This is a genomic window from Pseudomonas sp. 102515, assembly GCF_031085165.1.
In the GTDB taxonomy this organism is placed as follows: domain Bacteria; phylum Pseudomonadota; class Gammaproteobacteria; order Pseudomonadales; family Pseudomonadaceae; genus Chryseomonas.
Window position 1 is genome coordinate 529,519 of the sequence record NZ_JAVHTY010000003.1, and the last position, 24,696, is coordinate 554,214.

At 65.9% G+C, this 24,696-nt stretch carries 23 protein-coding genes and 1 pseudogene; 10 read left to right on the top strand and 14 right to left on the bottom strand.

Features of this window, described 5'->3' with window-relative positions; translation table 11 throughout:
* Nucleotides 1-12: 12 nt before the first annotated feature.
* From RCF34_RS13825 to pyrE, 3 genes are all read right to left on the bottom strand, one after another.
* Nucleotides 13-678 (bottom strand): GntR family transcriptional regulator, encoded by a 666-nt coding sequence (locus RCF34_RS13825; protein WP_308708675.1) that lies wholly within the window; start codon nt 676-678, stop codon nt 13-15.
* Between the two features lie 145 nt (nt 679-823).
* Nucleotides 824-1,420: a DUF4124 domain-containing protein gene (locus tag RCF34_RS13830; protein ID WP_308708676.1), complete on the bottom strand. Its 597-nt coding sequence runs from the start codon at nt 1,418-1,420 to the stop codon at nt 824-826.
* Between the two features lie 23 nt (nt 1,421-1,443).
* On the bottom strand, nt 1,444-2,085 hold the full coding sequence (gene pyrE, locus RCF34_RS13835; protein ID WP_308708677.1) for an orotate phosphoribosyltransferase: 642 nt from the start codon (nt 2,083-2,085) through the stop codon (nt 1,444-1,446).
* Nucleotides 2,086-2,165: 80 nt separating this feature from the next.
* Here pyrE and RCF34_RS13840 point away from each other — a divergent pair, with 80 nt between their 5' ends.
* The gene (locus tag RCF34_RS13840) at nt 2,166-2,945 is read left to right on the top strand and encodes an exodeoxyribonuclease III (protein WP_027598631.1); all 780 of its coding nucleotides are present in this window, start codon (nt 2,166-2,168) and stop codon (nt 2,943-2,945) included.
* Nucleotides 2,946-3,003: 58 nt separating this feature from the next.
* Here the strand turns inward: RCF34_RS13840 and RCF34_RS13845 are convergent, their stop codons facing one another.
* From RCF34_RS13845 to RCF34_RS23080, 3 genes and pseudogenes are all read right to left on the bottom strand, one after another.
* Nucleotides 3,004-3,432, bottom strand: coding sequence for a universal stress protein (locus RCF34_RS13845; protein WP_308708678.1), 429 nt, complete (start codon nt 3,430-3,432; stop codon nt 3,004-3,006).
* An 81-nt stretch (nt 3,433-3,513) separates the two neighbouring features.
* Nucleotides 3,514-4,101, bottom strand: coding sequence for a methyl-accepting chemotaxis protein (locus RCF34_RS23075; RefSeq protein ID WP_374941194.1), 588 nt, complete (start codon nt 4,099-4,101; stop codon nt 3,514-3,516).
* A pseudogene (locus RCF34_RS23080) lies at nt 4,102-5,175 on the bottom strand (PAS domain-containing protein); the annotation flags it as partial.
* On the opposite strand from RCF34_RS23080, the gene glyA reads away from it, so the two are divergent.
* The 6 genes from glyA (at nt 5,089) to purU (ending at nt 12,599) form a co-directional block, all read left to right on the top strand.
* Nucleotides 5,089-6,342: a serine hydroxymethyltransferase gene (glyA, locus tag RCF34_RS13855; RefSeq protein WP_308708680.1), complete on the top strand. Its 1,254-nt coding sequence runs from the start codon at nt 5,089-5,091 to the stop codon at nt 6,340-6,342. The pseudogene RCF34_RS23080 and the gene glyA overlap by 87 nt on opposite strands.
* A gap of 78 nt (nt 6,343-6,420) precedes the next feature.
* Nucleotides 6,421-7,671 carry a sarcosine oxidase subunit beta family protein gene (locus RCF34_RS13860; protein WP_017639231.1) on the top strand — a complete coding sequence of 417 codons (1,251 nt, stop codon included), beginning with the start codon at nt 6,421-6,423 and terminating at the stop codon, nt 7,669-7,671.
* A gap of 11 nt (nt 7,672-7,682) precedes the next feature.
* Nucleotides 7,683-7,982 carry a sarcosine oxidase subunit delta gene (locus RCF34_RS13865; protein WP_308708681.1) on the top strand — a complete coding sequence of 100 codons (300 nt, stop codon included), beginning with the start codon at nt 7,683-7,685 and terminating at the stop codon, nt 7,980-7,982.
* Complete coding sequence (locus RCF34_RS13870; protein WP_308708682.1) at nt 7,979-10,999, top strand: sarcosine oxidase subunit alpha; 3,021 nt, start codon at nt 7,979-7,981, stop codon at nt 10,997-10,999. The genes RCF34_RS13865 and RCF34_RS13870 overlap by 4 nt, the downstream gene beginning before the upstream one ends.
* Nucleotides 11,000-11,013: 14 nt before the next feature.
* On the top strand, nt 11,014-11,643 hold the full coding sequence (locus tag RCF34_RS13875) for a sarcosine oxidase subunit gamma family protein (RefSeq protein ID WP_308708683.1): 630 nt from the start codon (nt 11,014-11,016) through the stop codon (nt 11,641-11,643).
* 98 nt (nt 11,644-11,741) lie between these two features.
* Complete coding sequence (gene purU, locus RCF34_RS13880; RefSeq protein WP_308708684.1) at nt 11,742-12,599, top strand: formyltetrahydrofolate deformylase; 858 nt, start codon at nt 11,742-11,744, stop codon at nt 12,597-12,599.
* A gap of 280 nt (nt 12,600-12,879) precedes the next feature.
* On the opposite strand, the gene choV is transcribed toward purU, so the two are convergent.
* From choV to choX, 4 genes are all read right to left on the bottom strand, one after another.
* A complete protein-coding gene (gene choV / locus RCF34_RS13885) occupies nt 12,880-14,112 on the bottom strand; it encodes a choline ABC transporter ATP-binding protein (protein ID WP_308708685.1) in 1,233 nt (410 codons plus the stop codon).
* A gap of 3 nt (nt 14,113-14,115) precedes the next feature.
* The gene (choW, locus tag RCF34_RS13890) at nt 14,116-14,958 is read right to left on the bottom strand and encodes a choline ABC transporter permease subunit (RefSeq protein WP_308708686.1); all 843 of its coding nucleotides are present in this window, start codon (nt 14,956-14,958) and stop codon (nt 14,116-14,118) included.
* Nucleotides 14,959-15,074: 116 nt separating this feature from the next.
* Nucleotides 15,075-16,013 carry a choline ABC transporter substrate-binding protein gene (locus RCF34_RS13895; protein ID WP_308708687.1) on the bottom strand — a complete coding sequence of 313 codons (939 nt, stop codon included), beginning with the start codon at nt 16,011-16,013 and terminating at the stop codon, nt 15,075-15,077.
* Nucleotides 16,014-16,283: 270 nt separating this feature from the next.
* Nucleotides 16,284-17,222 (bottom strand): choline ABC transporter substrate-binding protein, encoded by a 939-nt coding sequence (gene choX, locus RCF34_RS13900; protein WP_308708688.1) that lies wholly within the window; start codon nt 17,220-17,222, stop codon nt 16,284-16,286.
* A gap of 463 nt (nt 17,223-17,685) precedes the next feature.
* On the opposite strand from choX, the gene RCF34_RS13905 reads away from it, so the two are divergent.
* A complete protein-coding gene (locus RCF34_RS13905; RefSeq protein WP_308708689.1) occupies nt 17,686-18,783 on the top strand; it encodes a GlxA family transcriptional regulator in 1,098 nt (365 codons plus the stop codon).
* A gap of 15 nt (nt 18,784-18,798) precedes the next feature.
* Here RCF34_RS13905 and RCF34_RS13910 read toward each other — a convergent pair whose 3' ends face one another.
* From RCF34_RS13910 to RCF34_RS13920, 3 genes are all read right to left on the bottom strand, one after another.
* Nucleotides 18,799-19,584 carry an N-acetylmuramoyl-L-alanine amidase gene (locus RCF34_RS13910; protein WP_308708690.1) on the bottom strand — a complete coding sequence of 262 codons (786 nt, stop codon included), beginning with the start codon at nt 19,582-19,584 and terminating at the stop codon, nt 18,799-18,801.
* 25 nt (nt 19,585-19,609) lie between these two features.
* Nucleotides 19,610-21,397: a GGDEF domain-containing protein gene (locus RCF34_RS13915; protein WP_308708691.1), complete on the bottom strand. Its 1,788-nt coding sequence runs from the start codon at nt 21,395-21,397 to the stop codon at nt 19,610-19,612.
* A 177-nt stretch (nt 21,398-21,574) separates the two neighbouring features.
* Nucleotides 21,575-22,204: a thiol:disulfide interchange protein DsbA/DsbL gene (locus RCF34_RS13920; protein ID WP_308708692.1), complete on the bottom strand. Its 630-nt coding sequence runs from the start codon at nt 22,202-22,204 to the stop codon at nt 21,575-21,577.
* A 201-nt stretch (nt 22,205-22,405) separates the two neighbouring features.
* Here RCF34_RS13920 and yihA point away from each other — a divergent pair, with 201 nt between their 5' ends.
* Entirely contained in the window at nt 22,406-23,032 is a 627-nt protein-coding gene (gene yihA, locus RCF34_RS13925; RefSeq protein ID WP_308708693.1) for a ribosome biogenesis GTP-binding protein YihA/YsxC, read from the top strand.
* Between the two features lie 189 nt (nt 23,033-23,221).
* On the opposite strand, the gene argC is transcribed toward yihA, so the two are convergent.
* Nucleotides 23,222-24,175 (bottom strand): N-acetyl-gamma-glutamyl-phosphate reductase, encoded by a 954-nt coding sequence (gene argC / locus RCF34_RS13930; RefSeq protein ID WP_308708694.1) that lies wholly within the window; start codon nt 24,173-24,175, stop codon nt 23,222-23,224.
* Nucleotides 24,176-24,503: 328 nt separating this feature from the next.
* Here argC and RCF34_RS13935 point away from each other — a divergent pair, with 328 nt between their 5' ends.
* Nucleotides 24,504-24,647 carry a DUF1127 domain-containing protein gene (locus RCF34_RS13935; protein WP_308708695.1) on the top strand — a complete coding sequence of 48 codons (144 nt, stop codon included), beginning with the start codon at nt 24,504-24,506 and terminating at the stop codon, nt 24,645-24,647.
* The last annotated feature ends 49 nt before the right edge of the window (nt 24,648-24,696 follow it).

Genomic DNA, 24,696 nt, shown 5'->3' on the forward strand with positions numbered 1-24,696 from the left:
AGGTCTCCTCGGTCAGAGCGGCCTGGCTGTGCTCAGCAGATCCAGCAGCCGGTTTTCGGAATCGTCGAGATAGCTGGTCATGGCCTCGGCCGCCGCCTGGCGGTGCCCGGCGGCGAGCAGGTCGTGGATCTGGCGGTCGCGGCTTATCCAGGGCCGCTGGAAATGTTCCTCGTCGGGTGCGAGGGAAAACAGCAGGCGCATCTGGGCGGCGACGGTGGCGAAGAATTCATCGAACAGCGGACTGCGCAGCAGGCCGACGATGTGCTGATGGAAGTGCAGGCTATGGGTCCCAAGGGCGCGCCAGTCCTCGCGCGACTGCGCCAGTTCTGCGGCCTCCAGGGCGTCCAGCATTCGATCGGACTGGTATTCGCGCAGCGGGCGGCTGGTGAGGATGGCCTGCAATTCCAGGGCGCGGCGCACGGTGAAGAGGTCGCGTACCTCGGCCAGGCCCAGGCGCCGCACCATCACCCCCTTGTGTCGCACGTAGGTGGCCAGGCCCTCGCGATCCAGCTGGTGCAGGGCTTCGCGGATGGTGTTGCGCGAGGCGTTGTAGGCCTTGACCAGCTCACCCTCGACCAGCGCCGTACCGGGTAGCAGGCGACCGCCGATGATGTCTTCGCGCATTTCCAGCAGCAGCTGAGCCCCTAGGGACAGCGCGCCTGCGTCTTTGCCACTCATGAGTCTTCACGCCCGATTGTTCAACAATGCGTTGAAAATCGGTTTGCACGGTGCGTGCCAGAATCTGACGCGAAAAGGCGGGCCTTTGTCGTGCTGCCCAGGAGGCAATCGGCGGAGGCAAGCGCTGGCAGCGCGCTCTGAATGACTAGTGATCCGCGGCCTGGGCTGCTTCCAGTCGCTGCATGCGCGCACGATCGGCGTCGAAGGCCGCGCTGGTACTGGTGCGCAGCTCGTCAAAGCGCTGCAGATCGGCCTGCAGACGCACCTGATCGGCCGCTGCGGCGTCGAGCCGAGACTGCAGATCCGCCGGGAGCGCCTGGCCATTGCGCTGCTGAACGGCCGCCTGTTCCATGAGTTGGCTCTGCAGCTGGCGCGTGGCCTCCAGATTGGCCTTCTTGATCTGCAGCAGGCCGTCGAGCTCGGCCAGCTTGCGCGCCTTGGCGCGGTCGACGTCCTCGACATTGCTGTAGAGCTTGCGCAACTGGCCATCGACCACGGCCTGCTGGCGCTCGCGTGCCTGGCGGTCGAGTTCGGCGGCGGGCAGGGCCGGGGCGACTTTGCGGATCACCCGGCCCTGCTCGTTGAGCACCTCGTAGCCCTTGCCGGCGTATTCCGGCGGCACGCCCTGGCGATCAATGACCAGGGTGCCGTTGCGGTCCAGATAGCGATACAGCTCGGCCGCCTGGCCGGCCAGCGGCAGGGCGATGAGCAACAGGCTGGCAGCGGCGCGACGTACGACCATGGCCAACTCTCCTGGGCGAACGGCTAGATGCCGTATTGAGCGCGATAGTCCTGGACGGCGGGCAGGTGACGCTTGAGCTCGGCGTCCTCGGCCAGGTATTCGAGCACCTGATCCAGGGCGACGATGCTGAGCACCGGGATGCCGTAGTCGCGCTCGACTTCCTGGATGGCCGACAATTCGCCGCGGCCACGCTCCTGGCGATTCAGGGCGATGAGCACCCCGGCCGCGCTGGCGCCCTGGCCTTCGATGATCTGCATGACCTCGCGGATGGCGGTGCCGGCGGTGATGACGTCATCGATGATCAGTGCCCGGCCGGTCAGGGGCGCGCCCACCAGCAGGCCGCCTTCGCCGTGATCCTTGGCTTCCTTGCGGTTGAAGCACCAGGGCACGTCGCGGCCGTGATGTTCGACCAGGGCCACCGCCGTGGCCGCAGCCAGGGGGATGCCCTTGTAGGCCGGACCGAAGAGGACGTCGAAGGGCAGGTTGGCCTGGACCAGCGCATCGGCGTAGCACCGGCCGAGCTGGGCCAGCGCCGTACCGCTGTGGAACAGGCCGGCGTTGAAGAAATAGGGGCTGATGCGTCCCGATTTCAGGGTGAATTCACCAAAGCGCAGAACTCCGCGCTCGATGGCGAAACGAATGAAATTACGCTGGTACGCCTGCATATAAGTCCTTGCGCGGCTTGTATTTAGCTAAACCGGTTTAGCTCGGGTATCATACATCCACGATTTTTTGGGGGCCATTTATGCGGATCATCAGCTTGAACGTCAATGGTATTCAGGACGCTGTGGAGCGGGGCCTGTTGCCTTGGCTCAAGGCGCAGAATGCCGACGTGATCTGCTTGCAGGATACCCGCGCCTCTTCTTACGACATGGACGACCCGGCCTATGCGCTGGAGGGCTACATCCTCTATGCCTGCGACGCCGAAGTGCCGTCCCAGGGCGGGGTCGCGCTCTATACGCGGGTCCAGCCGAAGGCGGTGATCAGTGGCCTGGGCTTCGAGTCCTGCGATCGTTTCGGTCGCTATCTGCAGGCGGACTTCGACAAGGTCAGCATCGCCACCCTGCTGCTGCCTTCGGGCAAGCGCGGCGATGAAGACCTGAACATGAAATTCAAGTTCATGGACGACTTCACCCACTACCTGAACAAGCAGCGTCGCAAGCGCCGCGAGTACATCTATTGTGGCTCGCTGTACGTGGCGCACCAGAAGCAGGACGTGAAGAACTGGCGCGACTGCCAGCAGATCCCCGGTTTCCTCGCCCCCGAGCGGGCCTGGATGGACGAGGTGATCGGCAACATGGGCTATGTGGATGCCCTGCGCGAAGTGAGCCGCGAAGGCGACCAGTTCAGCTGGTGGCCGGACAGCGACCAGGCCGAGCACCTGAATCTGGGCTGGCGCTTCGACTACAACATCCTCACCCCGGGTCTGCGCCGCTTCGTCCGCTCGGCGCGCCTGCCGCGGCAACCGCGCTTCTCCGAGCATGCGCCGCTGATCGTCGACTACGACTGGACCCTGAGCATCTGATCCAAGCGGCGCCCGGAAACGAAAAAACCAGCCCACGGGCTGGTTTTTTGTTGGGCGGCTATTTCACCAGGATCACCGGCAAGGGCACCTGGTGCACCACGCGATGGGCCACCGAGCCGAGCAGCAGGCCACTGAGCGATCCCAGGCCACGGGTGCCCATCACCACGGTGTCCACCTCCAGGCGCCGTGCCGTCTCGCCGATGGTCTCGGCGATGCCGCCGAAGCCGACGTGGGTCTGGGCCTCGATACCGGCTTCGAGCAGGGCCGGGCGCGCCCGGACCAGGATGTCTTCGGCCTTGTCCTGCAGGCTGCCGCGCCATTCGCGCAGGATGCGATCGTCGAAGGGCGCGCCGTAGATCTCCGGCTCGTTCTGGACGTTGAGCAGGTGCAATTGCAGCGACAGCCCGGCCTTCACCAGGTCGAGGATATAGCGCAGGGCGTTGTCGGCGCTGGGGGAACCGTCGTAGGCGACCAGGACAGTGTGCATGGGGCATCTCCACGAGAGGGGTATGCCTTCATGCTAGACCCTGGCTGTCAGGGTCGCTTGATCCCGATCAAGCCTGCGGCCTCAATGCCCCACCCAGTTGCGCGCGCCCTTGGGAATCACCTCGGATTCGTCCAGCTTGCTGGCGAACATGCTTACGGCTTCCACGGCGTCGCTGGCGCCATCGCGGATCTGCACGATCACCGCGCCGGCCTGGTCCGCCAGTTCGACGCCCTTGGCCGCCCGGCCCTGGGTGCTTTCCATGCTGGCGACCGCCTGCTGGGTTTCGTTGAGAATCCGGCCGATCATCTCGGCAATCTCGGCCGTGGCGCTGCTGGTGCGCCCCGCCAGCTGACGAACCTCGTCGGCGACCACGGCGAAGCCACGGCCCTGATCACCGGCGCGGGCCGCTTCGATGGCGGCGTTGAGCGCCAGCAGGTTGGTCTGGTCGGCGATGCCGCGGATGGTGTTGACGATGGCGGTGATCTGCTCGGAACGCTGGCCCAGCTGGCCGATCACCTCGGCGGATTGACTGACGTTGTGCGCGATCTCGCGCATCTCGCCGGCCGCCGCCTGGATGATCCGGGTGCCGTGCTCGGCGACCTTCTCGGTCTCGGCGGAGATGTGATAGGCCCGCGAGGCGCTGCGGCCGTCGCTTTCGTGCTTTTCCACCCGCTCGCTGATGTCGCTGGCGTACTTCACCACCTTGTACAGCCGGCCGGTGGCGTCGTACACCGGGTTGTAGCTCGCCTCCAGCCAGATCACCCGGCCGTGCTTGCCCAGGCGCTTGAACTGGCCGCGAAAGAATTCGCCGGCATTGAGGCGGCGCCAGAAGTCGGTGTATTCGCTGCTGTTGACCAGGGCCGGCTCGCAGAACAGTCGATGCGGCTGGCCCTGGATCTCCTTCAGGCCGTAGCCGAGGGTGGCCAGGAAGTTGTCGTTGGCGTCCAGGATGCGCCCGTCCAGGTCGAATTCGATCCGCGCCAGGGCGCGGTCCAGCGCCTTGAGCTTGCTCTGGGCTTCGCTGTCGCGCTCGACCTGGGCGGTGACGTCGAGGGCGTACTTCACCACCTTGGCGATCTTGCCGGTGCTATCAGGTACCGGGTTGTAGCTGGCTTCCAGCCAGAGCGTACGGCCCTGGGCGTCCAGGCGCTGGAAGGTGCCGGAAACGAAGTCGCCGCGCTTCAAGCGCGTCCAGAAATCGCCATAGTCGCGACCCTGGACCACGCTGGCGGGGCAGAGACGGCGATGGTGCTGGCCGACCAGGGCGTCGGCGCGGTAGCCGGTCAGCCGGAGGAAGTTGTCGTTGGCGCGCAGGATGGTGCCATCGGGATCGAACTCGATCACCGCCATGGAACGCTCCAGTGCCTGGGTCAGGCCCTGGTTGGCGTGCAGCTCGGCTTCCAGCCGAGCGATGGTCTTCTTTAGATGCGCATTGAACATGGCAGAACTCGCTGGCTGGGATAAAGACGTAGCCAGCCTATCGGCGCCAAGCGAGCCGACTTGACGGGACCCGGCGAACGGCAGAACCCGGCCGTTGAGTGGCTGTCGCAAACGCGCCGGCCCGGGGCGTAAACAGGCATCTTGGGGGTTGGGGCCGGGCCTACCATCGCGGCCAAGGGGGTGGTTTTCACCGCCACAGACTTTAGGAGCGCCGCGATGTTCAGCAAGCAGGACCAAATCCAGGGCTACGATGATGCGCTGTTCGCCGCCATGGGCGAGGAAGCGCGGCGCCAGGAGCATCATCTGGAACTGATCGCGTCCGAAAACTACACCAGCCAGCGCGTCATGGAAGCCCAGGGCAGCGTGCTGACCAACAAGTACGCCGAAGGCTATCCGGGCAAGCGCTACTACGGTGGCTGCGAGCATGTCGACAAGGTCGAGCAACTGGCCATCGAGCGCGCCAAGCAGCTGTTCGGCGCCGACTACGCCAACGTCCAGCCGCACTCCGGCTCCCAGGCCAACTCGGCGGTTTACCTGGCGCTGCTGCAGCCCGGCGACACCCTCCTGGGCATGAGCCTGGCCCATGGCGGTCACCTGACCCACGGCGCCAAGGTCAGCTCCTCCGGCAAGCTCTACAACGCCGTGCAGTACGGTATCAACACCGACACCGGGCTGATCGACTACGACGAGGTCGAGCGCCTGGCCCAGGAGCACAAGCCCAAGATGATCGTGGCGGGCTTCTCCGCCTATTCCAAGACCCTGGATTTCCCGCGCTTCCGCGCCATCGCCGACAGCGTGGGTGCCCTGCTGTTCGTCGACATGGCCCACGTGGCCGGTCTGGTCGCCGCCGGTGTCTATCCCAATCCGGTGCCCTTCGCCGACGTGGTGACCACCACCACCCACAAGACCCTGCGCGGCCCCCGTGGCGGCCTGATCCTGTGCAAGGCCAACGCCGACATCGAGAAGAAGCTCAACGCCGCGGTGTTCCCGGGTGCCCAGGGCGGCCCGCTGATGCACGTCATCGCCGGCAAGGCCGTGTGCTTCAAGGAGGCCCTGGAGCCGGGCTTCAAGACCTACCAGCAGCAGGTGATCAGGAACGCCCAGGCCATGGCCGGCGTGTTCAAGGCGCGCGGCTACGACGTGGTCTCCGGCGGTACCGACAACCACCTGTTCCTGGTCAGCCTGATCAAGCAGGGCATCACCGGCAAGGATGCGGACGCCGCCCTGGGTCGCGCCTGCATCACCGTGAACAAGAACGCCGTGCCCAACGATCCCCAGTCGCCCTTCGTAACCTCGGGTCTGCGCATCGGCACCCCGGCCCTGACCACCCGTGGCCTGGGCGTCAGCGAAAGCGAACGCGTCGCCGGCTGGATCTGCGACATCCTCGACCACCTCGGCGATGCCGATGTGGAAGCCCAGGTGGCGCGCCAGGTGGCCGCGCTGTGCCGCGACTACCCGGTTTACCGCTAGTCGCCGCGCGCCTGACGCAACCCCTATCCAACCCCTTTCCCCGCAGTGGCAAGGGGCGTCGTCTGCAGGAGTCTCCAGATGCAACGCTATTCCGGCTTCGGCCTCTTCAAGCACTCTCTGAGCCATCACGAGAACTGGCAGCGGATGTGGCGCACCCCGACGCCCAAGCCGGTGTACGACGTGGTCATCGTCGGCGGTGGCGGTCACGGCCTGGCCACCGCCTACTACCTCGCCAAGCAGTTCGGCGTGAAGAACGTCGCGGTGATCGAGAAAGGCTGGCTGGGCGGCGGCAACACCGCACGCAACACCACCATCGTCCGCTCCAATTACCTGTGGGACGAGTCGGCGCATCTCTATGAGCACGCCATGAAGCTGTGGGAAGGCCTGTCCCAGGACCTCAACTACAACGTCATGTTCTCCCAGCGCGGCGTCTACAACCTCTGCCATACCCTGCAGGACATGCGCGATTCCGAGCGCCGGGTCAGCGCCAACCGTCTCAACGGCGTGGACGGCGAGCTGCTCGACACCCGCCAGGTGGCCGAGGAGATTCCCTACCTGGACTGCAGCAAGAACACCCGCTATCCGATCTTCGGCGCCACCGTGCAACGCCGTGGCGGCGTGGCCCGCCACGACGCCGTGGCCTGGGGCTTCGCCCGCGCCGCCGACGCCCTGGGCGTGGACCTGATCCAGCAGACCGAGGTCACCGGCTTCCGCAAGCAGGACGGCAAGGTGATCGGCGTGGAAACCAATCGCGGCTTCATCGGCGCCCGGCGCGTCGGGGTGGTCACCGCCGGCAACTCCGGACACATGGCCAAGCTGGCCGGCTTCCGCCTGCCGCTGGAATCCCACCCGCTGCAGGCGCTGGTGTCCGAGCCGATCAAGCCCATCATCGACAGCGTCATCATGTCCAACGCGGTACATGGCTATATCAGCCAGTCCGACAAGGGCGACCTGGTGATCGGTGCCGGTATCGACAGCTGGGTCGGCTACGGCCAGCGCGGCTCCTACCCGGTGATCGAGCACACCCTGCAGGCCATCGTCGAGATGTTTCCGATCCTCTCGCGGGTGCGCATGAACCGCCAGTGGGGCGGCATCGTCGACACCTCGCCCGACGCCTGCCCGATCATTTCCAAGACTCCGGTGGAAAACCTGTTCTTCAACTGCGGCTGGGGTACCGGCGGCTTCAAGGCCACCCCTGGCTCGGGCAACGTCTTCGCGGCGTCCCTGGCCTCCGGCGAGATGCATCCGCTGGCCAAGCCCTTTTCCATCGACCGTTTCCACACCGGCGCGCTGATCGACGAACACGGCGCAGCGGCCGTCGCGCACTAAGGAGCCCGAGCATGTTGTACATCCACTGCCCCCACTGCGGGGAATTGCGCTCCGAAGAAGAATTCCACGCCGCCGGCGAGGCGCATATCCCGCGTCCGCTGGATCCCGAGGCCTGCAGCGACGCGGAGTGGGGCGATTACCTGTTCTTCCGTGACAACCCCCGCGGCCTGCGTCACGAGCTGTGGGTCCATGCGTCGGGCTGCCGCCAGTACTTCAATGCGACCCGTAACACCGAGACCTACGAAATTCTCGAAACCTATCCGATCGGCGAGCGACCCCGCTTCACCGCCGAGCGAGGAGAGCGCACATGAGCCAGGTCCATCGACTCACCCAGGGCGGTCGCCTGGACCGCAGCCAGGCCATCAGCTTCACCTTCAACGGTCAGACCTACCAGGGCTTCAAGGGTGACACCCTGGCCTCGGCGCTGCTGGCCAACGGCGTGGACGTGATCGGGCGCAGCTTCAAGTACTCCCGGCCGCGCGGCATCGTCGCCGCCGGTGCCGAAGAGCCCAACGCCATCATGCAGATCGGCGCCACCGAGGCCACCCAGGTGCCCAACGTGCGGGCCACCCAGCAGGCGCTGTACCAGGGCCTGGTCTCCGCCAGCACCAACGGCTGGCCGAGCGTCAACAACGACCTCATGGGCATCCTCGGCAAGGTCGGCGGCAAGATGATGCCGCCCGGGTTCTACTACAAGACCTTCATGTATCCGCAGAATCTGTGGATGACCTACGAGAAGTACATCCGCAAGGCCGCTGGCCTCGGCCGTGCGCCGACCCAGGTCGATCCGGATACCTACGACAACTTCAACCAGCACTGCGACGTACTGGTGGTGGGCGGTGGCGCTGCCGGTCTGGCCGCGGCCCTGGCCGCCGGTCGCAGCGGCGCCCGGGTGATCCTGGCCGACGAACAGGAAGAATTTGGAGGCAGCCTGCTGGACAGCCGCGAGCGCCTCGATGGCGCCCCGGCCGCCGACTGGGCCGCCAAGGCCGTGGCCGAGCTGCAGGGTCTGGACAACGTGGTGCTGCTGCCGCGCGCCACGGTCAACGGCTACCACGACCACAACTTCCTCACCATCCACGAGCGGCTCACCGATCACCTGGGTGATCGCGCGCCCCATGGCCAGGTGCGTCAGCGCCTGCACCGCGTCCGTGCCACCCGCGTGGTACTGGCCACCGGCGCCCACGAGCGGCCGCTGGTGTACGCCAACAACGACCTGCCGGGCAACATGGTGGCCGGTGCCGTGTCCACCTACATCCGCCGCTATGCCGTGGCTCCTGGTCAGCGCCTGGTGCTGTCCACCAACAACGATTACGCCTACCGCGTGGCCCTGGACTGGCTCGAAGCCGGTCGCCAGGTGGTGGCCGTGGCCGATGCGCGGCCCAATCCCCGCGGCGCCTGGGTCGAGGAAGTGCGCAAGCGTGGCGTACGCGTCATGGGCGGTACCGCCGTCAGCGAAGCCCGCGGCAACACCCGGGTGACCGGGGCCAAGATCGCCACCATCGACCTGACCGCCTTCCGCACCCTGGGTGGCGGCGAGTGGGTGGACTGCGACCTCATCGCCACCTCCGGCGGCTACAGCCCGGTGGTCCACCTGGCCTCGCACCTGGGCGGTCGCCCGCAGTGGCGTGATGACATCCAGGCCTTCGTGCCCGGCCCGGCACCGCAGAAGCGCGTCTGCGCTGGCGGCGTGAATGGCGTGTTCGCCCTGGGCGATGTCCTGGCCGACGGTTTCGAGGCGGGCGCCACTGCCGCGGCCGAAGCCGGCGCCAAGGTGGTCAGCGGTGAGCTGCCCCAGGTCGAATTCCGTCAGGAAGAACCGAGTCTGGCGCTGTTCCAGGTGCCCCACGACAAGCCCTCGTCGCGGGCCCCCAAGCAGTTCGTCGACCTGCAGAACGATGTGACCGCTGCCGGCATCGAACTGGCCTGCCGCGAGGGCTTCGAGTCCATCGAGCACGTCAAGCGCTACACCGCCATGGGCTTCGGTACCGACCAGGGCAAGCTGGGCAACATCAACGGTCTGGCCATCGCCGCCCGCGTGCAGAGCAAGGCGATCCCGGAGGTCGGCACCACCATGTTCCGCCCGAACTACACGCCCATCACCTTCGGCGCCATCGCCGGACGGCATTGCGGCCACCTGTTCGAGCCCAAGCGCTACACCGCGCTGCACGCCTGGCACCTCAAGCAGGGCGCCCTGTTCGAGGACGTCGGCCAGTGGAAGCGCCCCTGGTACTTCCCCAAGGCGGGCGAGGACCTGCACGCCGCGGTCAACCGCGAGTGCCTGGCCGTGCGCCGCAGCGTCGGCCTGCTCGACGCCTCCACCCTGGGCAAGATCGACATCCAGGGCAAGGACGCGCGGGAATTCCTCAACCGCGTCTACACCAACGCCTGGACCAAGCTGGACATCGGCAAGGCCCGCTATGGCCTGATGTGCAAGGAAGACGGCATGGTCTTCGACGACGGCGTCACCGCCTGTCTCGCCGACAACCACTTCCTGATGACCACCACCACCGGCGGCGCCGCGCGCGTCTTCGAATGGCTGGAGCTCTACCACCAGACCGAATGGCCGGAACTGGAGGTGTACTTCACCTCGGTCACCGACCACTGGGCGACCCTGACCCTGTCCGGCCCCAACAGCCGCAAGCTGCTGGCCAAGTTGACCGACATCGATCTGGACAACGCCGCCTTCCCCTTCATGGCCTGGAAGGAAGGCCAGGTGGGCGGGGTGCCGGCGCGGGTGTTCCGCATCTCCTTCACCGGCGAGCTCTCCTACGAGATCAACGTACCGGCCAACTACGCCATGGGCGTGCTGGAGCAGGTGGTCGCCGCGGGCAAGGAATTCGACCTGACCCCCTATGGCACCGAGACCATGCACGTGCTGCGGGCGGAGAAGGGCTTCATCATCATCGGTCAGGACACCGATGGTTCGGTCACGCCCCAGGACCTGGGCATGGGCTGGGCGGTGAGCCTGAACAAGAGCTTCTCCTTCATCGGCAAGCGCGGCATGCATCGCGTGGACTGCGTCCGCGAGAATCGCAAGCAACTGGTCGGCCTCAAGCCCCTGGATGCTCGCGACGTCCTGCCGGAAGGCGCGCAGCTGGTGTTCGAGCGCAACCAGCCGATCCCCATGGACATGGTCGGTCACGTGACCTCCAGCTACCACAGCGCGACCCTGGGCTACGGCTTCGCCATGGCCATGGTCAAGGGTGGGCTGGGCCGCATGGGGCAGACCGTCTACGCCCCGCTGGCCGATGGCCGCTACATCGCTGCCGAGATCGTCTCGCCGGTGTTCTACGACCCCAAGGGTGAGCGGCAGAACGTCGCCTAACGAGGATAGCGCCCATGAACAACATCAATGTGTACGACCAATACTCCGCCACGGCGCGCGCCGAATCCCCGCTGTTCCACGCCGAGCTGAACAAGCTCGTCGGTCGCGGCCCGGCCACCGCCGGGGTGACCCTGCGCGAGCGGGCCCTGCTGGGGCACCTGGTGCTGCGTGGCGACGCCCATGACGAAGGCTTCACCGGCGCCGTGCAGAGCGTGGTCGGCCTGGAAGTACCCGGTCCGCTGGCGATCACCCAGAAGGGCGAGAGCTCGCTGCAGTGGCTCGGCCCGGACGAGTGGCTGCTGGTGGTGCCCGGTGGCAGCGAGTTCGCCACCGAGCAGGCCCTGCGCCAGGCCCTGGGCGAGCGCCATGTCGCCATCATCAATGTCGGTGGCGGCCAGACGCTGGTCGAGCTCAAGGGGCCCAAGGTGCGTGAAGTGCTGATGAAGTCCACCTCCTACGACGTCCATCCGGACAACTTCCCGGTGGGCAAGGCCGTCGGGACGGTGTTCGCCAAGTCCCAGCTGATGATCCGCCACACGGCGCCGGACACCTGGGAGCTGGTGGTGCGCCGCAGCTTCGCCGACTACGTCTGGCTGTGGCTGCAGGACGCGAGCGCCGAGTACGGACTGCGCATCGAGGCCTGATCGGTCGCTGCGTTCAGTCGCTCTTTCGAACCCGACCTGCGTTGCGCGCAGGTCGGGTTTTGTGATTCTGGCTTCATCTCCATGCAAAGGAATTCATCATGAGCCGCACGCCCGATACCTGGATCCTCACCGCCCAGAGCCCGAGTCGCCTCGGCACCGTGGACGTGGTCACGCGCTACCTCTTCGAGCAGGGCTGCTATGTCACCCAGCACCACAGCTTCGACGATCGCGAGGCCCAGCGCTTCTTCATCCGGGTGGAATTCCAGGTGCCCAGCGACTTCAACGAAGGCCTGTTCCGCGTCGGCCTGGACCTGCGCTTCACGCCCTTCGACATGACCTTCGAGCTGACCCCGCCCGGCTATCGCGCCAAGGTCGCCATCATGGTCTCCAAGGCCGACCACTGTCTCAACGACCTGCTCTATCGCCAGCGCATCGGCCAGTTACCCATGGACGTGGTGGCGGTGATCTCCAATCACCCGGATCTGGAGCCCCTGGCGGCCTGGCACGGCATTCCCTATCACCACTTCCCGCTGGATCCCCAGGACAAGCCGGCCCAGGAGGCCAAGGTCTGGCAGGTGCTGCAGGAGACCGGCGCCGAGCTGGTGATCCTCGCGCGCTACATGCAGGTGCTGTCGCCCGAGCTGTGCCGTCGCCTCGATGGCTGGGCGATCAACATCCACCATTCGCTGCTGCCGGGCTTCAAGGGCGCGCGGCCCTATCACCAGGCCTATGCCAAGGGGGTCAAGCTGGTGGGCGCCACGGCCCACTACATCAACAACGACCTGGACGAGGGCCCCATCATCGCCCAGGGCGTCGAGTCGGTGGACCATGCCCACTATGCCGAGGACCTGGTGGCCCGCGGCCGTGACATCGAGTGCCTGACCCTGGCCCGGGCGGTGGGCTATCACCTGGAACGCCGCGTCTTCCTCAATGCCGGGCGGACGGTGGTGCTCTAAGGTCTTCCTGCTACCTCTCCTGGCAGGCTGCGAGATCGCCGAGGCGCTCGCAGCCTGCCTGTCTTGTATTACCTCGATCATGTCCCAGTCGCTCGGCAGCACTCATCAGGCGCTGCCAAAGAAGGCGCCTGCGCGTCTTTTGGCCAGGGCCAAAGGCGTAGCTCAGGATCACGGGAGGCGGGAGCCGGCCAGGCGAGCCTGCTGGCTCTGCCGACAGTGGGGCAGGAGGGGAGGTGCGCACCCGCCTCTGCAGCGGAGAGGCGGGTGGCGGGGCGGGCGGTCAGCCCGCCTGGGACAGGGTCGAGCGGATCGCGGGCGGGGCGACGTCTTCGCCGGCCTTTTCCAGATTCTTGCCCAGCAGGGCGTGGTAGAGCTCCTTGTCGCCGAGGATGCCCACGGCGCGGCCGTCGGTCTCCAGCACCAGCTTGTGCCCGGTGTGGTAGCGAATCTCCAGGGCATCGCGCATGCGGATGTCGGCCGGCGCCAGGGTCGGCTGGCGTTGCAGGCTGGTGACCGGCATGCCTGGGGTCCAGCGTTGCAGGGCCAGGCTTTCGCCGCCGCGGCGTATGGCCTTGACCGTCTGGTTGTCCAGGGCCAGCCAGATGTCGTGGCTGCGCTCCAGGCAGATCTCGTTGCCCTCGCGCCCGCACTTGTCCAGGCCGCGCATCAGGCTGTAGCCGCTGAGCACGTTGAGCGGATTGGTGTGGGCGACGAAGGTGCGCACGTATTCGTCCGCCGGATTGAGCACGATGTCCTCGGGACGGCCGTGCTGGATGATGCGGCCGTCCTTCATGATGGCGATGTTGGTGCCGATCTTGAGGGCTTCGTCGAGGTCGTGGCTGACGAAGACGATGGTCTTGTTGACCTTGGCCTGCAGCTGCAGCAGTTCGTCCTGCAGTTGCTGGCGGATCAGCGGATCGAGGGCGGAGAAGGGCTCGTCCATCAGCAGGATGTCGGCATCCATGGCCAGGGCGCGGGCCAGGCCGACACGCTGCTGCATGCCGCCGGAGAGGGAGTCGGGTTTCTTGTTGCGCCACTGGGTCAGGCCGACCAACTCGAGCTTCTCGTCCACCAGCTTCTTGCGCTCGGCGGCCGAGCGGCCCTGCATCTCCAGGCCGAAGCCGACGTTCTCGGCTACGGTCAGCCAGGGCATCAGGGCGAATTTCTGGAACACCATGGCGATGCGCGTGGTGCGCATGTCCTTGAGCACCGCGGGCGAGCAATTGGCGATGTCCACCTCGCTGCCTTTGTGCTCGATCAGCAGCTTGCCGCGGCTCACGGTATTGAGACCGTTGATGCAGCGTAGCAGGCTGGATTTGCCCGAGCCGGACAGGCCCATCAGCACGCAGATCTCGCCCTTCTGGACCTCCAGGCAGGCGTCCTCGACGCCCAGCACCTGGCCGGTTTCCTGGAGGATCTCGCTGCGACCCTTGCCCTGATCGAGCAGCTCCAGGGCACGCTTGTTCTGCTTGCCGAAGATGACGTCGACGTGTTCGAAACGAATGGCAGTCATGACTTATTTAACCTCGCGAGGGGCGGGTTGCTTGCACACCCGGTCGAGCAGGATGGCGATCAGGACGATGGACAGGCCGGCTTCGAAGCCCAGGGCGATGTCCGCGGTGTTGAGGGCGTTCACCACCGGCTTGCCGAGGCCGTCGGCGCCCACCAGGGCGGCGATCACCACCATGGATAGCGACAGCATGATGCACTGGGTGATACCTGCGCCGATGCTGGGCATGGCGTGGGGCAGCTCGATGCGGGTCAGCAGCTGCCAGCGCGAGCAACCAAAAGCCTTGCCGGCATCCATCAGCTCGGAGGGAACGTCCTGGATGCCCAGGCAGGTCAGGCGGATCGGTGCGGCCACGGCGAACACCACCGTGGAAATCAGCCCGGGGACCACGCCCAGGCCGAACAGGGTCAGGGTCGGAATCAGATAGACGAAGGTGGGGACCGTCTGCATCAGGTCCAGGACCGGGCGCAGACCGGTGTAGAACCAGGGCTTGTGCGCGGCGACGATGCCCAGCGGCACGCCCACGGCGATGCACACCAGGGTGGCGAAGACCACCTGGGCCAGGGTTTCCATGGTTTCCTGCCAGTACCCCAGGTTGAGGATCAGCAGCAGGGAGACGAGGGCGAAGATCACCAGGCCGATGCTGCGTTGCAGCAGATAGACCCCTACCGCGACCAGGGCAATGAAGGCCAGCGGGTTGAACCACATCAGGCCGGCGGTGAGGCCGTGGATGAGGCCGGACAGCACATCGGAGATCTTGTCGAAGACACTGGCGCCATGCAGCGTCAGCCAGTCGATGAAATCGGCGATCTGCTGGCCAAGAGGGAGCTTGTGGTCGGTGATTAACATAACGGTGCCCGTCAGGTAGGAGTGGACAGGTCGAAGCACGAGAACCGCTGATTCGTGCTTCGGCTGTGGCAGTACCCGCCCGAACTGGCGCGGGACAGTCGAATGTTAGTGTTCGCTCAGGGGGCTAGGGCGGTCTTCGCCGTCTCCAGCGCAGGCTTGCCATCGCGGGTGGTCACGCCGGCCAGCCACTGGTCGAGCACCTGCGGATGCGCCTTGAGCCAAGCCTTGGCGGCGGCACTCGCGGCTTGTTTTTCGTTGAGGACCTTGTCCATCAGCTGGTTTTCCATGTCCAGGGTGAAGGACAGGTTGGTCAGCAGCTTGCCCACGTTGGGGCATTCCTGGACGTAGCCCTTGCGGACGTTGGTGTAGATGGTGGCGCCGCCATAGTTGGGACCGAAGACGTCGTCGCCGCCCTGGAGATAGGCCATCTTGAAGCGAGTGTTCATCGGATGGGGTTCCCAGCCGAGGAATACCACCCATTGCTGGCGCCGCTCGGCGCGCTGGATCTGCGACAGCATCCCCGCCTCGCTGGACTCCACCAGCTTGAACTTGCCCAGGTCGAAGGTGTTCTTGTCGATCATGCCCTGGATCAGGCGATTGCCATCGTTGCCCGGCTCGATGCCGTAGATCTTGCCGTCGAACTTGTCGGCATTCTTGGCGATGTCGGCGAAGCTCTTCACCCCGGCATCGTAGACGTACTGGGGCACGGCCAGGGTGTACTTGGCACCCTCCAGGTTGGCGCGCACGGTCTCGACGCTGCCGTTGTCGGCATAGGGCTTGATGTCCGCCGCCATGCTCGGCATCCAGTTGCCGAGAAAGACGTCGATATCCTTGTTCTGCAAGGACTTGTAGGTGACCGGTACGGAGATCATGTTGGTCGTGGTCTGGTAGCCGAGGGCGTGCAGCACCTCGCTGGTCACGGCCGTGGTCACGGTGATGTCGGTCCAGCCGACGTCAGCAAAGCGCACCTTGGCACAGGAAGCCGGCTCGGCTGCCTGAACAGCGAGTGGCGCCAGCAGGGCGGCACTCAAGAGCCAATGGGAACAACCTTTCATGGACACATCTCCTTGCGTTTGGCGGGGTACCTTTCGGTGCGCCCCACGTGTATTTATCTGTAACCCATCCCCCCAGGCTCGCCTACCGCCTGCGTCGCTACCAGTGTACGCGGCGTCGTAACCAGAAGCGGAGATGTCGTATCCAGCGTGAGCCCCAGGGCATGTCCGCGCCCGGGGCGCGGCGGCAGAGCGAAAGAGGCGGGCAGCAGCGTCCTTCGCCGTGGCGGAACGCTGACCGGAGACGCTGGCGGCGGCCGGACCGGCCTTGTATCAATTGGCCAGACTGGCCTTCACCGCGGCGCTGCCCGGTGCGCTGCTGCGGGTGGTGACGCCCTTGAGCCAGGCGTCGAGCCGTTCGGGATTGCGCTTGAGCCAGTTGCGCACGGCGCGGCGCGGATTGTCCTTTTCGTTGAGCACCCGATCCATCAGCTGGTTCTCCATGTCCAGGGAAAACTCCAGGTTGCCCAGCAGCTGGGCTACGTTGGGACACTGCTGGGCATAGCCCTTGCGCACCACCGTATAGACCGTCGCCCCGCCCTGGTTCGGCCCGAAATAGTCATCGCCGCCGTCGAGGTAGGCCAGCTTGTGCCGGACGTTCATTGGATGGGGTTCCCAGCCGAGAAAGACGATCCACTGGTGGTCCAGCAATTCCTTCATCCGCACCTGGGTCAGCATGCCCTGCTCGCTGGATTCGTCGAGCCTGAAGTCGCCTAGGCCGAAGGCGTTGCTGGCGATCATCTTCTTGACCAGGGCGTTGCCGTCGTTGCCGGGCTCGATGCCGTAGAGGGTGTGATCGAAGCGGTCGGCGAAGCGGGCGATGTCGGCGACGTTCTTCACGCCAGCGTCATAGACGTACTGGGGTACCGCCAGGGTGTAGCGGGCGCCTTGCAGGTTGGCGTGCAGGCGTTCGACCGCCCCCGCATCGACCAGGGGCTGGCTGAGCTTGGCCTGCGCCGGCATCCAGTTGCCGAGAAAGACATCGGCCTCGCCCGCGGCCAGGGCGTCGTAGGTCTGCGGCAGGGACAGGCGCAGCACCTCGGTCTCGTAACCCAGGGCGCTGAGCAGATAGCGGGCCGTGGCGTTGGTGATATTAAGATCTGACCAGCCGACATCGGCCAGGCGGACCTGCTGACAACGCTCGGCCTCGCCCGCCTGCACGGTCGAACTCAGCAACAGACCGAACAACCACAGCGCTTGGGAGATTTTCATCCTGACCTCCAGGGTTCGCGAAGGGGAAGCCCGGGTCACTGCACGTACCGGTCCGTCTGGCTCGGGGCTTGGTCGCTTTTCGCTACAAGTAGCGAGAAGGGCGACAGATGGTTGAAACGGCTGACCTACAACCGTGCCCACTGGGTCGTCATGCCACATTTTGGCGCGCGTCGGTTACGTCCCGGTGTTACCGATGGAATACATCTGGCGAAGTGCCATCGGCAAAAGGTCGGTCTTGGACCCGAAAGGTCGCAATTAAAAACCCTATCTAATCAACGCCATTGACAGCTGCTGAATGGGTTGTTCATCCCAGACAGTCTGCCTGCGCGAGGGTTCACCCATTTTCGGCATGGGAATTGCGACATGACTTATGCGTCCGCGACACATCTTTCGCCCAACGTTGTCCGCCGCACCTCATTAGAGCCCAGCCAAGGGCCCAGCCTGCGTGAAGGAGATTCAAACCATGTCGCCCATTCCCACCTCGTCACAGGCCCGTGCGATCCAGTCCATCGGCTTTCTGCTGCTGGACAACTTCACACTCATTTCCCTGGCGTCGGTGGTGGAGCCGCTGCGCATGGCCAACCAGCTGTCGGGTCGGGAACTCTATCGCTGGTGCACCCTGAGCCTGGACGGTCGCCCGGTGCGCGCCAGCGATGGCCTGCAGATCACTCCGGACAGCGCTGTGAGCGCCGCTCCGGTCATGGACATGGTGATCGTCTGCGGCGGCGTGGGCATCCAGCGCAGCGTGTTGCGCGAGCATTGCACCTGGCTGCAGAGCCAGGCGCGCCAGGGCCGCAAGCTGGGCGCGGTCTGTACCGGCAGCTGGGCCCTGGCCCGTGCCGGCCTGCTCGATGGCTACGACTGCAGCGTGCACTGGGAAACCCTGGCGGCCCTGCAGGAAGCCTATCCGCGCGTGGTGCTCAGCACCCGGCTGTTCACCATCGACCGCAATCGCTGCACCGCTTCGGGCGGTACCGCGCCGATGGACATGATGTTGCACCTGATCGGTCGCGAGCACGGCCGTGAGCTGTCGGCGGCGATTTCGGAAATGTTCATCTACGAACGCATCCGCAACGAGCAGGATCATCAGCGCGTCCCCCTCAAGCACATGCTGGGCACCAACCAGCCCAAGCTGCAGGAAATCGTGGCGCTGATGGAGGCTAACCTCGAAGAGCCCATCGACCTCGACGAACTGGCGGTCTATGTGGACGTGTCCCGGCGCCAGCTGGAGCGCCTGTTCCAGAAGTACCTGCATTGTTCGCCGTCGCGCTACTACCTCAAGCTGCGGCTGATCCGCGCCCGGCAGCTGCTCAAGCAGACCACCCTGTCGATCATCGAGGTGGCCTCGGTGTGCGGCTTCGTCTCCACCCCGCATTTCTCCAAGTGCTACCGCGAATACTTCGGCATCCCGCCGCGCGACGAGCGCCAGGGCCCGACCATCCAGCAGCCCATCGCGCTGATGCCGCTGTCCCAGGAGCTGTCGCTGATGCCGGCCTCGTCCGCGCTGGCGGCTCTGAGTCAGGCCCAGGGCGAATCCACCTTTGCCAGCGTGCGGCTGTAAGCCGCCTCAGGCCGCCTAGCGACCGCCGGGCAAGCTGAGCAGCAGCGCCGCCGTCTGCAGATCCGGCTGGCCGTCGAAACGGCCCGGCCGGTACTTCATCTGGAAGGCGCCGATGACGTCGCGGGTGGCCGCATCGAGCACGCCGGTGCGGGGCACCGCGTAACCGATCCGTGCCAGCTGATCCTGGAACCAGGCCGGCGGCGGCAACACGCCGCCTAGGCTAGCCTGACGCTGGGCGACCACCGCCGGATCCGGCCAGTTGATCAAGCCCGCGGCGGCCAGGCGCGCCCAGGGAAACAGCGGACCCGGATCCTGCTTGCGCCCCGGGGCGATGTCGCTATGTCCGACGATAGCGCGGCGATCCAGGCCATGGCGTTGTTCGATGTCCTTGAGCAGCGGAATCAGCGCCTTGATCTGCGCTTCGCTGAAGGGATACCACTGGCGCCCGGCCGGGGTGTCGCGAAAGCCCAGGTTGACCATCTCGATGCCGATGGAGGTGGAATTGAGCCAGGTGCGGCCCTCCCACTCGCTCACGCCGGCATGCCAGGCGCGGCGATTCTCGTCCACCAGACGATAAATGGTGCCGTCGGTATCGATCAGGTAGTGGGCGCTGACGCCGGCCTGGGTCAGCAGCTTGAGCGACTGCTTGGAATCGGCCGCGGTGTAGTGCAGCACGATGTACTGCACCCGGCTGTCCTGATCGCGGGCGGTGTAGTCGTCATTGATACGCGGACCGCTGGAGCAGCCGGCTAGGAGCAGGGCGCAGAGCAGCCAGGGGAGGAGCTTGAAGGGCTTTCGCACGATTACCTCGCGAACGTGGAAGGGGTCAGGCCACGTCCAGGCGATCGCGTCCGGCACGCTTGGCGCGGTAGAGCGCCTGGTCGGCACGCTCGAATACGGTATCGGCATCCTCGCCCGGCGCAAAGGCCGCGAGACCAGCGGACAGGGTGATCACCACCCGCTCGCCCTTGAAATGGAAGGGGCAGGCGGCGACCGCGGCACGTAACTGCTCGATCAGGGTGACCCCACCGGCGACCGGCGTGGCACCCAGTAGCATGACGAATTCCTCGCCGCCGAAGCGGGCGATGAAGTCGGTCTTGCGCAGGCGGCGCTGCAATTCGCTGGCGATGATCTTGAGCACCTTGTCACCGGCCAGGTGGCCGTAGCCATCGTTGATGCGCTTGAACAGATCGACGTCGAGCACCGCCAGCAGCAGATCACCGCCATGGCGTTGCCAGCGGGCCACTTCAAGCTCCAGGCGCTCGCTCCAGGCGGCGCGATTGGGCAGGCCGGTGAGGGGATCGCAGAGGGCCTTGTGCCGTTGCTCTTCCAGATGGCCGCGATACTGCTGGGCTTCGCGCTCCATGCCGGCGACGCGCTCGGTGAGGGCACTGAGTCTTTCGCTGGCTTCCTGCTCGCGGGTCTCGCGCTGGCTCTGCTGGTCGGCCAGGCTGGTCAGCAGGCCTTCCAGGCGGCTGTCCAGCGACAGCTTGAGGCTGTCCAGGTCGGTCGCCTCCTGCACCTCGTTCTGCAATTCATTGACCTGGCCGCGTAGGGCGTCGCCGAAGGCGCGCTCCTGGGTCTGGCCGTCCTGGCGGCCGACATGGACGTCCTGCAGACCGGTCTGGAAGGCGGCCAGGCGCTCGTTGAGACGACGCAGGTAGAGCTGGAATTCGCTCTGCCCGGAATGGTTAAGGGCCAGGACTAGTACCGACAGATCGTCGAGCACCGGCACCAGTTCGTACCAGTTCAGACTGCCCTGGATGCGCTGGCGCAGGTGCTCGGCCTGGGGCTTGTGGCTGTCCGGTAGCGCCAGGTCGTCGAGCAGCCGCAGCAGGGTGGCTTCCAGATGGGGCGCGATGGCGCTGTAGCCAGGCTCGGGCACCGGAGGTAGGGCATAGGCCGGGTCGGCCTGGACGGCCAGGGGCTCTGCTGCGGTTTCAGGCGGCGCGGCGAGCGTACCTTCGACTGGCAGCGGCGGCGGTTCGGGCACTGCCAACGTTTCCGCCGCTGGCGCGGCGGCTGTCGCCGGCGAGGCGTCTTCAGCGACCGGACTCGGGATTGTCGCAGGCGCCTCTTCCGTCACCTCGCCCCGGCCGCCCAGCAGCCGCTGCAGGAAGCCAGCGCGGGCGGGCTGTTCGGGGTGCAGCCGACTCAGCGCCTGTTGCTGCAGACGACTGAATTCGCCCAGCAGCGCGGGCAATTCGCCCGGTTGTCCGGCGGCGGCCTGGGCACGCTTGGCGAAACCCTTGAGCGCCTTGCGCTGGTCGCGCGGCAACTCCAGGGTCTGTAGCAGCCGGCAGAGTTCGGCAAAGGCCTCGGCCACCTGGCGTGCGCGCATTTCCCGACGCTGCTCGGAATCGAGCACGGTGCGCTCCAGGCGCGGAATCAGTTTGGCGAGGTCGGCGTCGCTGTCGTCACGGCGGAGGATGTCGCGCAATTCGACCAGGCAGGCGTCCACCGCCGCGTCGTTACCTTCGGCGGCCAGGCTGCTGCGCACGAGGCCACGACGCACCAGGTCCAGGCGGTTTTCCCACCGGCTTTCCAGGCGCTCGAGATTCTCGAGGCTCTCCAGGTATTTGCTTTTCCAGCGTTCGACGTCCGCGCGCTCCATCCGCCCGCTCCAAAGGCTTGAGGGTGGCCAGCAGGCAGGCACGATGGGGCGGCCAGCCGACTTGATAATGGCTAGGGTATCGGCCGTTACGGGGAAAGTTTGAGCAGGACGACCGGAGGCCGCTTGAGAGGGACGAGCTGAGGAACCGCCGCCGCAGGACGCGGCGGCGGCGGGGTCTTACTTGGCGGCGCGCTCTTTCTGGATCAGGAAGTCGGCGACCTTCAGGGTTTCGTCCGGACCACCCGAGGAGCCCAGGTCGAAGCGGTACTTGCCATTGACCACCATGGTCGGTACGCCGGTGATCTGGTAGGCCATGGCCAGTTTCTTGTCCTTTTCCACCTGGCCCTTCACGGCGAAGGAGTTGTAGGTGCTGAGGAACTTGTCGCGATCCACGCCCTGGGTGGCAAGGAAGTCGGCCATCTCTTCGGGGGTGGCGAGCTTCTTGTGGTCCTTGTGGATGGCGGCGAAGACGGCGTCATGCACCTTGGCTTCCACGCCCATGGCTTCCAGGGTCACGAACAGCTGACCATGAACGTTCCAGACGCCACCGAACATGGCCGGCACGCGCTTGAAGGCGACGTCGTCGGGCAGCTTCTTGGACCAGGCGTTGAGCGTCGGCTCGAAGGCGTAGCAGTGCGGGCAGCCGTACCAGAACAGCTCAACCACTTCGATCTTGCCGGGTTCGGACACCGGAACCGGACTGCTCAGTTCGGTGTACTGCTTGCCGGCCTGGATGTCGTCGGCATGGGCGGCCGCGCCGAACAGACTGGCGGCGGCGAACACGGCGGAGAAAAGCAGGTTGCGCATGGGACTACTCCTGGAAGAAGGCACGCCCACCAACCGGGCATGACGGATTGCGGGCATTGTAGCCGGGTGCATCGCCGCGCCTAGTCGCCTGGGCACCCGAGGCCGGCCATGTTCAGGCTTCGTTCAGGTTACCGGGGGCGCGGCTCTCGCCCGGCGCATCCGATATACTGCTGGCTTTGCCGCGCCCTCGCGAGTACCCCCATGTCCAGCTTCAAGAATCCCATCGTCGGCCTGTGCCAGCAGGCGTCCTTTCTCATCAGCGCCGCCAAGGTCGATCAGTGCCCGTTCGACAGCGGCCGCGAAGTGGCCTTCGCCGGTCGCTCCAACGCCGGCAAGTCCAGTGCGCTCAACACCCTGACCCACGCCAACCTGGCGCGCACCTCGAAGACGCCGGGGCGTACCCAGCTGCTCAACTTCTTCACCCTCGACGATGAGCGGCGCCTGGTGGACCTGCCCGGCTATGGCTACGCCAAGGTGCCGATCCCGCTCAAGCAGCATTGGCAGGAGCACCTGGAAGCCTATCTGAGCAGCCGCAATTCGCTCAGCGGCGTGGTGCTGATGATGGACATCCGCCATCCACTGACCGAATTCGACCGTCTGATGCTGGACTGGGCCCAGGCCAGCTCTATGCCGCTGCACATCCTCCTGACCAAGGCCGACAAGCTGGCCTTCGGTGCCCAGAAGAATGCCCTGCTCCAGGTGCAGCGCGAGGTGCGTCAGGGCTGGGGCGATACCGCCAGCATCCAGCTGTTCTCGGCGCCCAAGCGCCAGGGTGTGGAAGACGCCCAGCGGGTGCTGGCCAGCTGGCTGGGCCTCGCCGAGGCATAAAAAAACTCCAGACTTCCATCGGGGGAGGGGAGAAGTCTGGAGCTCAAGACTGGACCGCCAAAGCAGGGGTCCAGCATCTGCCAACACTAAACAGCAAAGGAGCAGAACGGTTATCCGAACCGTTCAGCAATTCAGACGGGGCGCCTCGAGAAAGGTTCGCCCCGCCCGGGAAGAAAGCCGGCGCCCTGACTAGCGGCCGCTGGCGAGTCCCAGACCCTCGTCGACGCCTAGGTGCACGTTCATGCACTGGACCGCGGCGCCGGCCGCGCCCTTGCCCAGGTTGTCCAGGCGCGCCACCAGCGTCATCCGCTCGGCATTGCCATAGACGAAGAGATCGGCGCGGTTGGTGTCGTTGCTGGCCTGGACGTCGAAGAAGCCATTGTCCAGCTCCTCCTCGGCGGCCACCGGTGCCACACGAATGAAGGCTTCGCCGTCATAGTGACGGGCCAGCGCTGCCTGCAGGTCGGCGGCAGTGGTGCCCGGGCGCAGCTGGCTGGCGTGCAGCGGAATGGTCACCGCCAGGCCCTTGAGGAAGGGACCGACGATGGGGCTGAACACCGGCGCGGCGGCCAGGCCGCTCTGCACGCGCATTTCCGGCAGGTGCTTGTGGCCCTGGCCCATGGCATAGGGGCGCGGACTCAGCAGGCGGGCGTCGCCGCCGGCTTCGTAGGCGGCGATCATCTGCTTGCCGCCACCGCTATAGCCGGTCAGGGAGAAGGCCGACAGCGGGGTGTCCGGGGCCAGCAGGCCCGCGTCCACCAGCGGCCGGGCCAGCAGGATAAAGCCGGTGGCGTGGCAGCCGGGATTGGCGATGCGCTTGCTGGCGCGCAGCGCTTCGCGCTGACCGGGCGCCAGTTCCGGCAGGCCGTAGGTCCAGCCGCTGTCGGTGCGGAAGGCGGTGCTGGCGTCAATGATGCAGGTGTTGGGATTGGTCACCAGGCTCACTGCTTCGCGAGAGGCAGCATCGGGCAAGCAGAGAAAGGCCACATCAGCGGCATTGAGGAAACGCGCGCGTTCGGCCGGGTCCTTGCGCTTGCTCTCGTCGATGCGCAGCAGTTCGATGTCCGAACGGCCGGTCAGGTAGTCCAGCAGACGCAGGCCGGTGGTGCCTTCCTGGCCGTCGACGAAAACTTTGAAGCTCATGGCGGTGCCTCTCGCGGATGGGCGCTGAAAGCCTCGATTGTAGCGACTCAGGCAGATCAGGCATACGCCGCGCAAAGCGGATACAGCCGTGTCTCGTCCGACCGGCGCAGTGAGCCGGATCAGCGCGCTTCAAGCGAGACGGACAGGTACAGATCTAAAACTCAACTATTTGTACGGATACAGTACTGTGCAGCTGTAAGTGGTCTGGTCCTGCGCCAGCACCGAAGCTTGGGGTTACTCCACCGCTTCGCTGGATATCGCCATGGATCGCCTCTCGCCCGACACTGCCATTACCCGTTTCGTCTCCCCTCGGCGTGGATGCCGCGCCTTGTTCGCGCTGCTCTTGCGCTGGCGCTCGCGGGCGCTGGGCCGGCGGCAACTGCAGCAACTGGACGGCCGCGCGCTGGGCGATCTGGGGCTGAATCGGGCCGATCAGTACCGGGAAGGCGGCAAACCCTTCTGGCGAGAATGAAAATCTGCGCGGGGATGCGACTTCCTCGGGCGGACGGTAGTCTCACCCA

Bases quoted from the DNA above. Each gene is read 5' to 3' on its own strand.
- RCF34_RS13825 (WP_308708675.1), bottom strand. From the start codon at position 678: ATGAGTGGCAAAGACGCAGGCGCGCTGTCCCTAGGGGCTCAGCTGCTG.
- RCF34_RS13830 (WP_308708676.1), bottom strand. From the start codon at position 1,420: ATGGTCGTACGTCGCGCCGCTGCCAGCCTGTTGCTCATCGCCCTGCCG.
- pyrE (WP_308708677.1), bottom strand. From the start codon at position 2,085: ATGCAGGCGTACCAGCGTAATTTCATTCGTTTCGCCATCGAGCGCGGA.
- RCF34_RS13840 (WP_027598631.1), top strand. From the start codon at position 2,166: ATGCGGATCATCAGCTTGAACGTCAATGGTATTCAGGACGCTGTGGAG.
- RCF34_RS13845 (WP_308708678.1), bottom strand. From the start codon at position 3,432: ATGCACACTGTCCTGGTCGCCTACGACGGTTCCCCCAGCGCCGACAAC.
- glyA (WP_308708680.1), top strand. From the start codon at position 5,089: ATGTTCAGCAAGCAGGACCAAATCCAGGGCTACGATGATGCGCTGTTC.
- RCF34_RS13860 (WP_017639231.1), top strand. From the start codon at position 6,421: ATGCAACGCTATTCCGGCTTCGGCCTCTTCAAGCACTCTCTGAGCCAT.
- RCF34_RS13865 (WP_308708681.1), top strand. From the start codon at position 7,683: ATGTTGTACATCCACTGCCCCCACTGCGGGGAATTGCGCTCCGAAGAA.
- RCF34_RS13870 (WP_308708682.1), top strand. From the start codon at position 7,979: ATGAGCCAGGTCCATCGACTCACCCAGGGCGGTCGCCTGGACCGCAGC.
- RCF34_RS13875 (WP_308708683.1), top strand. From the start codon at position 11,014: ATGAACAACATCAATGTGTACGACCAATACTCCGCCACGGCGCGCGCC.
- purU (WP_308708684.1), top strand. From the start codon at position 11,742: ATGAGCCGCACGCCCGATACCTGGATCCTCACCGCCCAGAGCCCGAGT.
- choV (WP_308708685.1), bottom strand. From the start codon at position 14,112: ATGACTGCCATTCGTTTCGAACACGTCGACGTCATCTTCGGCAAGCAG.
- choW (WP_308708686.1), bottom strand. From the start codon at position 14,958: ATGTTAATCACCGACCACAAGCTCCCTCTTGGCCAGCAGATCGCCGAT.
- RCF34_RS13895 (WP_308708687.1), bottom strand. From the start codon at position 16,013: ATGAAAGGTTGTTCCCATTGGCTCTTGAGTGCCGCCCTGCTGGCGCCA.
- choX (WP_308708688.1), bottom strand. From the start codon at position 17,222: ATGAAAATCTCCCAAGCGCTGTGGTTGTTCGGTCTGTTGCTGAGTTCG.
- RCF34_RS13905 (WP_308708689.1), top strand. From the start codon at position 17,686: ATGTCGCCCATTCCCACCTCGTCACAGGCCCGTGCGATCCAGTCCATC.
- RCF34_RS13915 (WP_308708691.1), bottom strand. From the start codon at position 21,397: ATGGAGCGCGCGGACGTCGAACGCTGGAAAAGCAAATACCTGGAGAGC.
- RCF34_RS13920 (WP_308708692.1), bottom strand. From the start codon at position 22,204: ATGCGCAACCTGCTTTTCTCCGCCGTGTTCGCCGCCGCCAGTCTGTTC.
- yihA (WP_308708693.1), top strand. From the start codon at position 22,406: ATGTCCAGCTTCAAGAATCCCATCGTCGGCCTGTGCCAGCAGGCGTCC.
- argC (WP_308708694.1), bottom strand. From the start codon at position 24,175: ATGAGCTTCAAAGTTTTCGTCGACGGCCAGGAAGGCACCACCGGCCTG.